The organism is Bradyrhizobium sp. USDA 223 (assembly GCF_044909005.1).
Taxonomy (GTDB): domain Bacteria; phylum Pseudomonadota; class Alphaproteobacteria; order Rhizobiales; family Xanthobacteraceae; genus Bradyrhizobium; species Bradyrhizobium yuanmingense.
This window is the reverse complement of the sequence record NZ_JBIYDR010000001.1, coordinates 4,952,120-4,965,493: the sequence shown is the minus strand read 5'-3', so window position 1 is coordinate 4,965,493 and position 13,374 is coordinate 4,952,120. Positions and strand designations below refer to the sequence as shown.

Annotated in this window: 11 protein-coding genes; 3 read left to right on the top strand and 8 right to left on the bottom strand. The window is 65.3% G+C overall.

The genetic code is table 11. The features are described from left to right. Nucleotides 1–72 precede the first annotated feature (72 nt). A complete protein-coding gene (locus ABIA40_RS23120) occupies nucleotides 73–1,347 on the bottom strand; it encodes a multidrug effflux MFS transporter (protein ID WP_404543350.1) in 1,275 nt (424 codons plus the stop codon). A gap of 232 nt (nucleotides 1,348–1,579) precedes the next feature. Further along, nucleotides 1,580–3,409 (bottom strand): aminopeptidase P family protein, encoded by a 1,830-nt coding sequence (locus ABIA40_RS23115; protein WP_404543348.1) that lies wholly within the window; start codon nucleotides 3,407–3,409, stop codon nucleotides 1,580–1,582. Between the two features lie 187 nt (nucleotides 3,410–3,596). Between ABIA40_RS23115 and ABIA40_RS23110 the strand changes: the two genes are divergently transcribed. Beyond that, the gene (locus ABIA40_RS23110) at nucleotides 3,597–3,776 is read left to right on the top strand and encodes a hypothetical protein (RefSeq protein ID WP_271540478.1); all 180 of its coding nucleotides are present in this window, start codon (nucleotides 3,597–3,599) and stop codon (nucleotides 3,774–3,776) included. Between the two features lie 39 nt (nucleotides 3,777–3,815). Here ABIA40_RS23110 and ABIA40_RS23105 read toward each other — a convergent pair whose 3' ends face one another. Next, nucleotides 3,816–4,703, bottom strand: a complete 888-nt coding sequence (locus tag ABIA40_RS23105; RefSeq protein ID WP_157284762.1) for a 50S ribosomal protein L11 methyltransferase — start codon at nucleotides 4,701–4,703, stop codon at nucleotides 3,816–3,818. Nucleotides 4,704–4,865: 162 nt separating this feature from the next. Here ABIA40_RS23105 and ABIA40_RS23100 point away from each other — a divergent pair, with 162 nt between their 5' ends. Continuing rightward, entirely contained in the window at nucleotides 4,866–5,021 is a 156-nt protein-coding gene (locus ABIA40_RS23100; RefSeq protein ID WP_085968950.1) for a Flp family type IVb pilin, read from the top strand. A gap of 272 nt (nucleotides 5,022–5,293) precedes the next feature. Here ABIA40_RS23100 and ABIA40_RS23095 read toward each other — a convergent pair whose 3' ends face one another. After that, nucleotides 5,294–6,904, bottom strand: coding sequence for a phytoene desaturase family protein (locus ABIA40_RS23095; protein WP_404543347.1), 1,611 nt, complete (start codon nucleotides 6,902–6,904; stop codon nucleotides 5,294–5,296). 230 nt (nucleotides 6,905–7,134) lie between these two features. Between ABIA40_RS23095 and ABIA40_RS23090 the strand changes: the two genes are divergently transcribed. Continuing rightward, complete coding sequence (locus ABIA40_RS23090) at nucleotides 7,135–9,414, top strand: fused MFS/spermidine synthase (protein ID WP_404543346.1); 2,280 nt, start codon at nucleotides 7,135–7,137, stop codon at nucleotides 9,412–9,414. A 16-nt stretch (nucleotides 9,415–9,430) separates the two neighbouring features. Here the strand turns inward: ABIA40_RS23090 and ABIA40_RS23085 are convergent, their stop codons facing one another. The 4 genes from ABIA40_RS23085 to ABIA40_RS23070 all read right to left on the bottom strand — a co-directional run bounded on the left by ABIA40_RS23085 (nucleotide 9,431) and on the right by ABIA40_RS23070 (nucleotide 13,119). Next, nucleotides 9,431–10,426: a glycerophosphodiester phosphodiesterase gene (locus tag ABIA40_RS23085; protein ID WP_271540485.1), complete on the bottom strand. Its 996-nt coding sequence runs from the start codon at nucleotides 10,424–10,426 to the stop codon at nucleotides 9,431–9,433. Nucleotides 10,427–10,464: 38 nt separating this feature from the next. Further along, entirely contained in the window at nucleotides 10,465–11,247 is a 783-nt protein-coding gene (locus ABIA40_RS23080) for a L,D-transpeptidase (protein WP_404543344.1), read from the bottom strand. Nucleotides 11,248–11,437: 190 nt separating this feature from the next. Further along, entirely contained in the window at nucleotides 11,438–12,199 is a 762-nt protein-coding gene (locus ABIA40_RS23075) for an ABC transporter permease (RefSeq protein WP_036006407.1), read from the bottom strand. After that, on the bottom strand, nucleotides 12,196–13,119 hold the full coding sequence (locus ABIA40_RS23070; RefSeq protein ID WP_157284757.1) for an ABC transporter ATP-binding protein: 924 nt from the start codon (nucleotides 13,117–13,119) through the stop codon (nucleotides 12,196–12,198). Before ABIA40_RS23070 ends, ABIA40_RS23075 begins: the two co-directional genes overlap by 4 nt. Between the last annotated feature and the right edge of the window lie 255 nt (nucleotides 13,120–13,374).

The following is a 13,374-nucleotide window of genomic DNA, read 5'->3' as shown; positions in this document are numbered from 1 at the left end:
TGTCCGCCGAAGCCTCGGCGAAGGCGGAAGCAATCCAGAATCGTTCCGCAGAGGGACTCTACTCGGCGCCCCTCACATCATCCCCGTCTCGTCCTCCTCGGCCTGCCCGATCAGCGCCGCGCTCGCTACCTCCTCGCGGCGGGGCACGACGAACATCATCACGCAGGCGCAAAGGGTCGAGATCGCGAGGACCGCTGAGGTCAGCGGCAGCGTCGATGCGGAGTGGCCGCCGAGATAGGCGCCGAACTGCGACATCAGCGCGCCAATGCCTTGCTGCAGGAAACCCATCGCGCCCGAGGCGGTGCCGGCCGCTTCGGGACGGATGCTGATGGCGCCGGCGGCGGAATTCGCCATCACGAAGGCATTGCCGGCCATCACGATCATATGGGTGCCGAACAGCCAGGCGGGCGCCTCGTTCCAGCCGACGAAGCTCCAGATTAGGTTCGCAAGGCTGCCGCAGAGCTGCAGGGCGAGCCCGAACCAGATCAGCTTCTCCAGTGAGTGGCGCGGCGCAAAGCGCACGCAGAGCAGGTTGCCGACCAGAAACGCAAAGCCCGTCGTCGCGAACCAGGCGCCGTATTCGGCGCTGCTGCGGCCCATCTGCGTCACCACGATGTAGGGTCCGCCGCCGGCGAAGGTGAAAATGATCTGGGACGCCAGCACCTGGCACATCACATAGCCGACGAAGGCGCGGTTGCGGATGAGCATGCCGATATCGCCGCGGAAGCCGCTGCCGGCGGCGCGGCTGCGGCGGGTCTCAGGCAGCGCCAAGGCGATCCCGACGGCAACGACGATGGCGGCGATGGTGATGGCGTAGAAGATCGCGCGCCAGCCGAACGCGGTCTCGATCAGGCCGCCGGTGAGCGGCGAGACCATCTGCCCGATCATCAGCGCCGCGACCACGAGGCTGATCATCGAGGCGACGCGGTCGCGCTCGTAGATGTCGCGGATGATGGCCCGGCTGATCACCATGCCGGATGCGCCGCCGAGCGCCTGGAAGAAACGTGCGGCAATCAGCTGCGGCAGGGTCTCGGCGAAAATGCAGGCGACGCTGGCCGCCACCATCAGTGCAAGACCTCCGAGCAGCACCGGGCGCCGCCCGAACCGGTCCGACAGCGGGCCCATGATCAGCTGCGACAGCGCGATGCCGACCATGTAGAGCGACACCGTCATCTGCGCGATCGAGATGTCGCTGCCGAAATCCGTCGCCAGCACCGGCAGCGCCGGAACCAGGATGTAGAGCGAGATCGGTGCGACCCCGGTCATCACCACCAGCAGCAGCAACACCAGACGCGAGGTCGCGAGGTTGCCGGCCGCTTCGGGCGGCTTGCTGATGATGCCGTGCATCGCCGGACACTAGCCGCATCGCGTTGCGAGCGAATACGCTCATTTCGGCATACGGCTATGCGCGACGCGTCAAGGCGCTGGGCCTGTAGGGTGGGCAAAGACGCGCTCTTTGCGCGGCGTGCCCACCATTGCTGCCGTCACGCGGAGATGGATGGTGGGCACGCATCCGCCTCCGCTCTTCGAGCGGCAGCGGATGCTTTGCCCACCCTACGCAGGCAGTCTTATGACGGAATTAGAGCTTCAGCTCCGCCGTGGCCTGATCGAGCCAGGTCTTCGTCGCCTCGTCCAGCGCGGGCCGCACCTCGGCGCGGACGCGCGAATGATACGCGTTCAGCCAATCGAGTTCGTCGCGGCTCAGCATCGCGGCATCGATCAGGCGGCGGTCGATCGGTGCCAAGGTCAGCGTCTCGAACGCGTTCATCGGCTTCTCGGCACCCTTGATGTCGGCGGCGACGACCAGCTCGAGATTCTCGATGCGGATGCCGAAGCCATCGGTCTTGTAATAGCCGGGCTCGTTCGACAGGATCATGCCGCGCTTCAGCGGCGTGGTGCCGAGCTTCGAAATCCGTGCCGGTCCTTCGTGCACCGAGAGATAGCTGCCGACGCCGTGGCCGGTGCCGTGCTCGAAATCGAGCCCGACGGCCCAGAGATGTTGCCGCGCCAGCGTGTCGAGTTGCGCGCCCGTGGTGCCGTCCGGAAAGACGGCGCGCGCGATCGCGATGTGGCCGCGCAGCACGCGGGTGAAGCGGTCGCGCATCTCATCCGTCGGCTCGCCTACCGCCATGGTGCGCGTGACGTCGGTGGTGCCGTCTTCATATTGCGCGCCGGAATCGATCAGCAGGAGATCGCCGGGCGCGATCCGCCGGTTGCTCTTGCGGGTGACGCGGTAATGCACGATGGCGCCGTTCGGGCCGGTGCCGGAGATGGTCGGGAACGAGACGTCCCTGAGCGCGCCGGTGTCGCGGCGGAAGGTCTCCAGCGCTTCGACCGCGTCGATCTCGGTGAGCTTGCCGCTTGGCGCCTCGCGATCGATCCATGCGAGGAAGCGCGCCAGCGCCACGGCGTCGCGCACGTGAGCCGTCTTGGTGCCCTTGATCTCGGTCGCGTTCTTGACCGCCTTCAGCAGTGCAACAGGATCGCTGCCGCGCACCGGCTTGCCGCCGGCCCCGCTGATCAGGCGGCTGAGTGCGTCGGCCGCTGTGGCATTGTCGAGCGCAATGGCCGCACCGCTCTTGGCCAGCGCCATCAGCGTCGGCGCCATGGCGTCCGGTTCGCGCACGTCGGCGGACTGCTCGAGATGGTCGCGTGTGAGGTTGGAGAGCTTGCGGTGGTCGATGAAGATCGTGGGACGGCCGTCCTTCGGCACCAGCGCGTAGGACAGGGGCAGCGGCGTATGGGCGACGTCGGCGCCGCGGATGTTGAAGGTCCAGGCCACTGCGTGGCTGTCCGACAGCACCAAGGCATCGGTGCCGAGCTTGGCGATCTCGGCCCTGATCTGGGTCAGCTTCTCCGCTTCAGTGATACCGGCGTGCTGAAGGCTGTGCACCGCGACGGGAGCGAGCGGCGGCTGCGGCCGGTCCTGCCAGATCGCGTCGATCGGATTGCTGTCGATCGCGACCAACTCGGCCCCGGCCTTGGCGCAGGCGGCGGACAATCGTTCGGCTGCCGAAAAAGTGTGCAGCCACGGATCAAATCCGAGGCGGTCGCCGGCTTTCAGATGCGCCGCCACCCAGCTCTCCGGCGGCGGATCGATCAGCGATTCCACTACCCATGCCTTGGCATCGACCTGCTTGGCCGCCTGCAGCGTGTAGCGGCCGTCGACGAACAGCGCAGCCTCCTGCGGCAGAACCACGGCCAGTCCCGCCGAGCCGGTAAAGCCGGTCAGCCAGGCGAGCCGCTCTTCCGATGGCGGCACATATTCGTTCTGCTGCTGGTCGGCACGTGGCACGACGAAGCCGGTCAACTTGCGACGGGCAAGTTCTTCGCGAAGTGCGGCCAGTCGTGCCGCCAAGGCGACGCCGGCCTCCGGCTCCTCGAATGTCTGGAAGTGCGCTTCGAACATGGTGGATCACTTTAGGATCATGGAGATCAGTCCGCAATGTAGACGCATTTGCGTCGCATCTGGCATGGACTGTGCTTGAAATAGTTCCATTCGAATTGAGTGGAGTAAAGGATGTGGCAGTTGCGCTTCGTCCGGATAACAGGGAAATTCGAGCGGGTGGTTCATCTCAACGGCGAGGGGACACACGATGCCAGCGTTCACCTTTGAGAAGATTTCGCCGCCGGCGCGCCGCGCTCCGACAGCGGCAGTACCGAAGAAGCCGCGCGGCCTCATCAGCCAGATGATCGACCGTTTCGCCGAGCGCCGCGCCAAACGCGCCTTGCGGGGCAAGCGCGCGTCACGCCGCGACGAGAAGCCGGCCGAGTAGCGCGGCAAGGGAGCGCACCGCCGTCGCGACGCAGTTAGTTCATCCCACCTTCCTCAGCAGCAGACTGCTCCACCCCTCGATGCGCAGATGCTTCACCGGCACGAGGCCGCGGGCGCGGTAGGCGGCGATCACGGCGGGCGCCTGGTGCGTCAAGAGGCCGGAGAGGATGACGCGGGCGCCAGGCGCAAGGTGCTGCGTCATCGGGCTCGCCAATTGCCGCAACGGATTGGCAAGGATATTGGCGAGCACCAGGTCGAACGGGCCTGCACGCGCAAAATCCGGCGCGGCAAAGCCGGTCGCGCGGATCACCCGCACATGGTTGCCAACTTCGTTCAGCGTGGCGTTCTCGGCGGCCACCCGGACCGATGGCGGATCGATGTCGGAAGCCAGCACCGCGCGATGCAGCGCCTTCGCCGCCGCGATCGCCAGCACGCCCGTGCCTGTGCCGAGATCGAGCAGGCTCCTCGGGCGGGAGCTCTTCAGGACATGGTCAAGCAGAAGTAAACAGCCGCGCGTCGTGCCATGGTGACCCGTGCCGAACGCGAGCGCCGCCTCGATCTCGATGGCGAGCTTGTTCGGCGCCACACGGTCGCGATCGTGGCTGCCGTGCACGACGAAGCGGCCGGCCGGCACCGGGACGAGATCTTCAAGGCTGGCCTTGACCCAGTCCTTGGCTTCGACAGTATCGAAGACGAGCGTCGCCGCGATCTCATTTCCTGCTGAAGTTGCAACGAGTTCGCGCAGCCATGCCTGATCGGGCGCTGCGGCGAAATGCAACGTGACGTCCCAGCGTCCGTCAGGCCGCTCGAACGCGGCGACCGCCGCATCGCCGTCGAAAAAGACCTCGGTGAGCACGTCGACGACGCGCTTGGCGTCGGCTTCGCTGCCGATCGAAAAGCTGGCGCGATGGGTCGGGGAAGGCTGCATTCAGGGTTCCGTTGAGTTCAATTTTTGGAACTTTTGGTGCCCAGTTTTCGGACAAGTTGAGGTTCCCACATTAACGCGCCTGCAGTGTGTGCCCGTATATTTTCGGATGTACAAGCAAGTCCACGCAGCTTGGAATTGAAACGGAGGCGAGTCTTGAAGCGCATGATTCAGAAGTTCTGGTCGGATGAGTCCGGTGCAACCGCGATCGAATACGGCCTGATCGCCGCGGGTATCGCCCTGGCGATCATTACCGTGGTGAACGGCCTGGGCACCACCATGAACGAGAAGTTCACTTCGATTAGCACCTCCTTGAAGTAATTTCCGCCGCCATTTCCCAGCGGGGGCTACTTTCTTAAGGCTGTTCCTGATCACCGCCCGCTGGGGATTCCCCCTGGCGGGCGAGGTCGTTTTTGCCGCCCGACTTCACAGCTTATCCGCCTGCTTGTCCGGACTTTATCCACCACTTTTCCCCTGATCGCCCCGCCGATTTCCCACCGGCTTTCCCCAGGATCGCTCCTGGCCGTATCGCCCAGGCCTCCTCTGGCCGCTCACAGGCCTTTCGACAGCCTGCCCACAACCAATCCACAGTCCTATCCACGGCTCCCGAACAGGGCGCGGTGATCCCGCAGGATCGCCTGCGCGGCGTTATGGCCGGGCGCGCCGGTGACGCCGCCGCCTGGATGGGCGCCGGATCCGCAATGGTAGAGGCCTCTCAGCGGCCCGCGATAATCGGCGTGGCCCAGCATCGGCCGCGCCGAGAACAGCTGGTTCAATGTCAGCGCGCCGTGGAAGATGTCGCCGCCGAGCAGCCCGAATTGCCGCTCGAGGTCGAGCGGAGACAGGATCTGGCGGCCGAGCACGCTCGCCGCAAAACCCGGGGCATATTTGTCCACCGTCGCGATCATGAGATCGGCGACCTCTTCGCGATGGTCGTCCCAGGACCTTCCATCGGGAAGCCCTGGGGCGACATGCTGACAGAACAGGCTCGCGACATGCTTGCCGGGCGGGGCCAGCGTGTCGTCGAGCGTCGAGGGGATCAGCATCTCCACCACGGGCTCGCGGCTCCAGCCCTGGGCGCGCGCGTCGAGCCAGGCACGGTCCATATAGCCCAGACTCGGCGCCAGGATGATGCCGGAGGTGAGGTGATCGCCCTCGCCTGAGAGCGCCGTGAAGGAGGGCAGGCGGTCCAGCGCCACATTCATCCGGAAGGTGCCGGAGCCATTCTTCCAATGCCGGATGCGGGCGAGGAAGTCCGCAGGCAGAGCATCGGCCGCGATCAAGCGCGTGTAGAGCAGCTTTGGATTGACGTTGGCCGCCACATATTTCGCGCGGATCGCAGAGCCGTTCTCCAGCACGATTCCGACGGCGCGGTCGCGCTCGACGATGATCTCACGCACACCGGCATCCGTGTCGATCGCGACGCCGCGGTCGCGCGCCGCGCGCGCCATCGCCTGCGTGATCGCGCCCATGCCGCCGATGGCGTGGCCCCACACGCCCTTCTTGCCGTTCACCTCCCCGAACGCGTGATGCAGCATCACATAGGCCGAGCCGGCGGCGTAGGGGCTGGCATAGTTGCCGACGATGGCGTCGAAGCCGAACAGCGCCTTGACCAGATCGTGCTCGAAACGTTCGTCCAGCATCTCGCCGGCCGAACGCGTGAACAGATCGAGCAGGCTGCGGCTCTGTTCCAGCGTCAGGCCGCGGAGAATGTTGGCGCTCTGCAAAGCGTTCACGGCCTCGCGGATCGCGTTGGTGCCAAAACCGTCGAGCAGGTTCGGCGGCGCGCGCAGCACGAACCGCCTGAGCACGTCGGCAATGTCTTCCAGCTCGCGCGCGAAGCCGTCGAGCGCTTCCGCATCATGCGCGCTGAGCCGCGCCACCGAGGCTTTCGTTCGCCCCTCGCCGGTGAGGAGATAGCTGCCGTCCGGCGCGGGCAGAAAATTCTGCGCACGCCGCTCGACGATGCGCAGGCCCTGCTCAGCGAGCTTGAGGTCACGGATCACCTGCGGATTGAGCAGGCTGACGGTGTAGGCGGCGACAGAATTGCGAAAGCCGGGGTGAAACTCCTCCGTCACCGCGGCACCGCCGACCACCTTGCGCCGTTCGACCACGCGCACGCGCAGGCCCGCCATCGCCAGATAGGTCGCGCAGGTGAGGCCGTTGTGGCCCGCGCCGATGATGATGACGTCGGTATCGGTCATGACTTCCTTGGCGTCATTCCGGCGCTACTCGGCAGAGCCGAACTATGGTGCGGGCTCCGCACCGGAGAATCTCGAGGTTCCGGGTTCGATGCTGCGCATCGTACCGGAACGACATCTCTATATCAGGCATTCCTTGCTGCAACATCACGCCACACTTTATTGCCCGTCCAGGCGCCTTGTGCTCCATTGCGCGCGATCCGGCGCCCGCCGGGGTTTGAGCCGGAGCATTCATGGATTCGATCGTGCAACCCGCCGCCACGGAGCAGCCGTCGTCGTCGCGCAACCGGCTGCTGCTGACGATCTACACCGCTGCGATCTTCGTCAGCGCGCTCCTGCTGTTCTCGGTGCAGCCGCTGTTCACCAAGATGGTGCTGCCGCGGCTCGGCGGCTCGCCGGCGGTGTGGTCGGTGGCCATGGTGTTCTTCCAGTCGCTGCTGCTGGCCGGCTATGCCTATGCGCATCTGCTGATGCAGGCGCGGAACCGGATCGTCCCCGTCGCGGTACATCTGGTGCTGCTGTTCGCCGCCTTCGCCACGCTGCCGCTCGGCATCGCCTCCGCCTATGGCGAGCCGCCGGCTTCGGGCTACGCGGTCTGGCTGCTCGCCCTGTTCGCGGTCTCGATCGGGCTGCCGTTCTTCGCGCTCGCCGCGAACAATCCGCTGCTGCAGGCCTGGTTTGTCCGCACCGGCCACCCGGCCGGGCATGATCCCTATTTCCTCTACGCCTCCTCCAATATCGGCAGCTTCCTTGCGCTGTTGTCCTATCCGTTCCTGCTGGAGCCGATGTTCACGCTTCAGATGCAGAACCGGTTCTGGACCGGTGGCTATGGCCTGCTGATACTCCTCATCGGCGCCTGCGGCGTGCTGATGTTGCGTTCGCCGAAGCTGGCGCTGACCGACACGCGGGCCGAGGACGTGAATGCACCCGCGCCCGGCCTCTTGACGCGGCTGCGCTGGATCTTCCTCGCCGCAGTGCCCTCGGGTCTGCTCATCGCCGTCACCGCGCACATCTCGACCGACGTCGCGGCGGCGCCGCTTTTGTGGGTGCTGCCGCTGTCGCTTTACCTCTTGACCTGGGTCGTCGTGTTCCAGTCGCGGCCGCTGCTGCCGCACAAATGGATGCTGATGCTCCAGCCGGTCGCGATCGCCGGCGTCGTCGTCCTGCTGGCTTTCGGCGGCGAGCAGAACCTGCTGCTGACGCTCGGCGGACATCAACTCTGCTACTTCGTCATCGCCATGGCCTGCCACGGCGAGCTGGCGCGGACGCGGCCGGCCGCAAAATATCTCACCGGATTCTATGTCGCGCTGTCATTGGGCGGCATGGTCGGTGGCTTGTTCGCGGGGCTGGTTGCGCCCTTCACCTTCTCGTGGATCGCCGAATATCCGATTCTGATCGCGCTTGCCGCGCTGTGCCGTCCGTCCGCGAATGAGCGGCTGGCCGCAATCGTCAAATGGTACTGGCTGGCGCTCGCCGCGATCGCGGTGGCGCTCATCGCGCCGTCATACACGACCGGCGGCCTCCTGACTTGGTTCGAGGATCATCGCGTCTGGGTCGCCGGCGCCGTCGGCGTGCTCGCCGCGCTGCTCGCGCTGATCCTCAATGCCGGACGCTGGAAGATCTTTGCCACCGTCGCGCTGGCGCTGGCGTTGATCCGCGTTTATCCCGCGGACGAGGGCCGCGTCACGACCGTGCGCAGCTTCTTCGGCGTGCACAAGATCGTCGTGACGCCCGGCGGTTATTTCCACGTGCTGATGCACGGCACCACCATTCATGGCGCCGAGCGCTTCCGCAACAATGACGGCACGCCTGTGACCGGCCGGCCCGAGCCGATCACCTATTATCACAAGGACGGCGGCATCGGTCAGGCGGTCAGCGCGATCCGCGAGCGTAAGGGCGCGCCGCTGAAGGTCGCCGCGATCGGCGTCGGCTCCGGCACGCTCGCCTGCGCCGCCGAGCGGGGGGAGGACTGGACCTTTTTCGAGATCGACCAGTCCATGGTCGATGCGGCGCGTGATCCCAGGAATTTCCGCTACATCTCGAGCTGCATGCCGGACATGAAGCCTGTCATCGGCGATGCGCGCCTCACCTTCGCCAAGGAGCCCGACGGCGCCTATGATCTCGTCATCGTGGACGCCTATTCGTCCGACGCGATCCCGATCCATCTTGCGACCGAAGAGGCGATGAAGATCTACAAGGACAAGCTCGCGCCGCACGGTGCCGTGGTGATGCACGTCTCGAACCGGCATCTGGATCTCGAAACCGTCGTCGTCGGTATCGCGGACGCCAATGATCTCAAGAGCTGGGTCTTCAACGAGGATTCCGGGCGCGATGGTGACTACATCTTCTCCACCGACGTCGTCATCTCCGCGCGCGAGGAGGCCGACATCGGCAGGCTCGCGTCCTCCAAGCAATGGGAACAGACCGAAGCCGACGACAGGGTGCGAGTCTGGACCGATGACTATTCGAACATCCTGGGCGCGCTGTATCGGCGTTGGAAGAATGGGGAGTAGGGGACACGAGCGCGGCCTAAGGCGCCACGGGCGTCCCCACCGGCAGCGCAATTCCCTTAGCGCCGGCCACCTCTCGTAATAGATCCGGCCTGTCCGAGATGATGCCGTCGACGCCGAGCTCGATCATGCGCGTCATGTCCTCGCGCTTGTTCACCGTCCAGACCACGACGCGCAGTCCGAGCGCGTGGGCCTCCGAAACCAGAGGAGCGGTCACGTCGCCGAAATAGGGCGACCAGATCGCGCCGCCCGCAGCCTTGATCGTGCGCGGCAGCGAGCCGGCGTGATCGGCCGGGTTGAACCCCGCCGTCCAGTTTGTCGCCTTGTCGAGCGCTACCGTCGGAGCCAGGCCGCGCTGGATCGTCAGGTACGCGGTCGGGATGTTCGGCGCCTGCTGCTGGACGCGACGCAAGGTTCGCCAGTCGAACGACTGGATCATGACGCGATCGGAGACTCCCTCGGTCTCGATCACCCCGAACAGCTTCGCGACGAATTCTTGCGGATCAAGCGTTTCATCGGGACGGTTCGGATCGATCTTGGTCTCGATGTTGAAGCGCACTTGCCTGTTGCCGGACTTGCGCACCAGCGCGAACAGCTCGCGCAAGGTGGGAATGCGAGTCCCAGGGACGGCACGCTGGTCCGGAAATTGTTTCGCATAGGCACTGTCCGGCCGAATCTGGCCGACGTCATAGGTCCTGATCTCGTCGAGCCGCAATTTCACGAACGGCGTGCCGGGCGGAGCGATGTAGGCGCCATCGGGCCGCCGTGCGAGATCGGGATTGAGCCCGCGCTCATGCGCGACGATCACTTCGCCGTCGGCGGTGACGCCGACGTCGAGCTCCAGCGTGTCCACGCCCATCGTCAGCGAATGGGCGAAGGCGGGCAGGGTGTTTTCCGGCAGCAGCGCCCGCCCGCCGCGATGCGCCTCGAGGTCGAAGGCCAAATCAGATCCCATGGCTTGTCCGGCAGTGAGCAGCGAGAGCAGCACCGGGATTGTCGTGGCACGTGATGGCATGGTGCCTCGACGGTTCAAGGCGATTGATGGTCGTCGCGTCAGTTCTGATAGTAGTAGCCGCGCGGCTGATAAACCTGCCGCGGCTGCGGCTGATAGTAATAGCCCTGCTGGCCGTAGCCCTGGTCGTAAGAGGGCCGCGGCTGCTGCTGATAGACCTGCGCGTCGTAGAGCGGGCGGGTGGCCGAGCGCGGCGCCGGATAGCGCGCGCCGGTGTCGCTGCCGTCGGCCGGGTAGATGTAATTGTCGTCCTGCGGCATGTAGCGCCGCGCGGGCTGCGCCGGCGGGGTCAGGTCCACGGGGGCGCCGGTGGTCGCGTATTGGTCTTCGGCCGGCTGCGGGGCGCGGGCCACCGCAGTGTTGTTGCGGCCGCGCGGATTGCGCGCCAGCGCCACCTGTGCCGAGCCGGTCAGCGTCACCGTGGTGTTGAGCACGCCCTGCTGCTGTACCAGCGCATAGAGCGTCGAGGCATTCTGACGCGACAGGCGCACGCAGCCATGGGATGCCGGCCAGCCGAGCCGGCCGACCGAGTCGGTGCCGTGGATGGCGTGCCCGACCTTGGTGAAGAAGATCGCGTGCGGCATCGGCGCGTCGTCGAATTCCTTGGAGTAGTGATCCTCTTCCATGCGGAAGGCCCGGAAGGCGCCGTTCGGCGTCTCGCGCGAGGGGAGGCCGGTCGACACCGGCCAGCGGTAGCGCGCGACCCCGTCGACGGCGACGGTCATCTGCTGGTTGTCCTTGTCGACGGTGATCTCGACCTTGGCCTGCGCGGTGCCCGCGCTCAAAAGCATCAGGGATGTGAAAGCAATAAAAAACGAACGCATCTTACTTCTGGCCTCCGGCCTGTTCACGCTTAGCGCCGCGGCTCTCCGTCCCCCGGCGTGCATTATGCCTGCAGCCCGGCGTTGGTTCCAGCGGCCAGCCTGTCCATCGTTAACGTGATGGCAGGCGTAAGCAAGGCCGCTTTGTGCCGCGCCGGCCGGAGGCGCTGACATTTTCGCGAGTGCAGCGTGGTCAGTTCTTGAGCCGGTAGCCGGTTCGGAAAATCCACCAGATCACGACCAGGCAGATCACCAGGAAGGCCAGCGTCATGCCGATGCTGACGGACACGCTGACGTCCGCGATCTCGTAAAAGCTCCAGCGGAAGCCCGAGATCAGATAGACGACCGGGTTGAGCAGCGCGACCGTGCGCCAGGTCGGCGGCAGCATGTCGATGGAATAGAAGCTGCCGCCGAGGAAGGTGAGCGGCGTCACCACCAGCATCGGAATCATCTGCAGCTTCTCGAACCCGTCGGCCCAGATGCCGATAATGAAGCCGAACAGGCTGAACGTCACCGCCGTCAGCACCAGGAAGGCCAGCATCCAGACCGGATGCTGGATATGCAATGGAACGAAGAGCCCGGCGGTCGCCAGGATGATCAGGCCGAGGATGATCGACTTGGTGGCGGCGGCACCGACATAGCCGAGCACGATCTCGAAATAGGAGATCGGCGCCGACAGGATCTCGTAGATCGTGCCGGTGAATTTCGGGAAGTAGATGCCGAACGAGGCGTTGGCGATGCTCTGCGTCAGCACCGAGAGCATGATCAGGCCCGGCACGATGAAGGTGCCGTAGCTGACGCCCTCGACCTCGCTGATGCGCGAGCCGATCGCAGCGCCGAACACCACGAAATAGAGCGAGGTCGAGACCACCGGCGAGACGATGCTTTGCAGCAGGGTCCGCCAGGTGCGCGCCATTTCGAACAGGTAGATGGCTCGGATGGCGCGGTGGTTCATGACGTCCTCACGAGGTCGACGAAAATGTCCTCGAGCGACGATTGCGTCGTGTCGAGGTCGTTGAAGCGGATGCCGGCGGTGCGCAAGTCGCCGAGCAGGCTGGTGATGCCGGTGCGCTCGCCCTGGGTGTCGTAATCGTAGACCAGCGTCGCGCCGCCGTCGCAGAGCTCGAGCTCGTAATGCGCGAGGCTTTCCGGCAACGACGAGACCTTGCTCTGCAGGTGCAGCGTCAGCCGCTTCTTGCCGAGCTTCTGCATCAAGGTGGTCTTGTCCTCGACCAGCACGATCTCGCCCTTGTTGATGACGCCGATGCGGTCGGCCATCTCCTCGGCTTCCTCGATGTAATGCGTGGTGAGGATGATGGTGACGCCGGACTGCTGAAGCCCGCGCACCACCTCCCACATGCCCTTGCGCAGCTCGACGTCGACGCCGGCGGTCGGCTCGTCCAGGAACAGGATCTGCGGCTCGTGCGATAATGCCTTGGCGATCATCACGCGGCGCTTCATGCCGCCCGAGAGCGTGATGATCTTGTTGTCCTTCTTGTCCCACAGCGAGAGGGCCTTCAGCACCTTCTCGATGTGATCGGGGTTCTTCGGCTTGCCGAACAGGCCGCGGGAGAAGCTCACGGTCGCCCACACGCTCTCGAAGGCGTCGGTGTGCAATTCCTGCGGCACGAGGCCGATCAGCGAGCGCGCCTTGCGGTAGGAGGCCTGGATGTCCTCGCCGCCGACCAGGACGCGGCCCTCGCTCGGATTGGCGATGCCGCAGATGATCGAGATCAGCGTGGTCTTGCCGGCGCCGTTGGGGCCGAGCAGCGCAAAAATCTCGCCGCGCTTGATGTCGAGATTGACGTTCTTGAGTGCCTTGAAGCCGGACCCATAGGTCTTCGACAGATTGGCGACGGAAATGATGGAAGACATGATGGCCGCAAGGCTGAGGAGCAAAGGCTGGGGGAGGGGCCGGACCATCCAGGAGGACAGGTCGGCGGAGCCCTGAAATAGGAACGCCATTGTCCCTCCGCAATTCCCCGGAGAAAAATGGTCTCAAAACAGGCGCTTTAGCGGCATGTTCCGGGCAAGTGTTGCGCGATGGTCACGGCTTGCTGCTAAGATTGGCGCTCACGCGCCTCTTTGTTGCGTCTGCGAGCGCGCCGTGGCTACGATTCCGGCCAATCG

Coding starts and splice junctions, on each gene's coding strand:
- ABIA40_RS23085 (WP_271540485.1), bottom strand. CDS start 10,426: ATGCCATCACGTGCCACGACAATCCCGGTGCTGCTCTCGCTGCTCACT.
- ABIA40_RS23110 (WP_271540478.1), top strand. CDS start 3,597: ATGCCAGCGTTCACCTTTGAGAAGATTTCGCCGCCGGCGCGCCGCGCT.
- ABIA40_RS23070 (WP_157284757.1), bottom strand. CDS start 13,119: ATGTCTTCCATCATTTCCGTCGCCAATCTGTCGAAGACCTATGGGTCC.
- ABIA40_RS23115 (WP_404543348.1), bottom strand. CDS start 3,409: ATGTTCGAAGCGCACTTCCAGACATTCGAGGAGCCGGAGGCCGGCGTC.
- ABIA40_RS23095 (WP_404543347.1), bottom strand. CDS start 6,904: ATGACCGATACCGACGTCATCATCATCGGCGCGGGCCACAACGGCCTC.
- ABIA40_RS23075 (WP_036006407.1), bottom strand. CDS start 12,199: ATGAACCACCGCGCCATCCGAGCCATCTACCTGTTCGAAATGGCGCGC.
- ABIA40_RS23120 (WP_404543350.1), bottom strand. CDS start 1,347: ATGCACGGCATCATCAGCAAGCCGCCCGAAGCGGCCGGCAACCTCGCG.
- ABIA40_RS23080 (WP_404543344.1), bottom strand. CDS start 11,247: ATGCGTTCGTTTTTTATTGCTTTCACATCCCTGATGCTTTTGAGCGCG.
- ABIA40_RS23100 (WP_085968950.1), top strand. CDS start 4,866: ATGATTCAGAAGTTCTGGTCGGATGAGTCCGGTGCAACCGCGATCGAA.
- ABIA40_RS23105 (WP_157284762.1), bottom strand. CDS start 4,703: ATGCAGCCTTCCCCGACCCATCGCGCCAGCTTTTCGATCGGCAGCGAA.
- ABIA40_RS23090 (WP_404543346.1), top strand. CDS start 7,135: ATGGATTCGATCGTGCAACCCGCCGCCACGGAGCAGCCGTCGTCGTCG.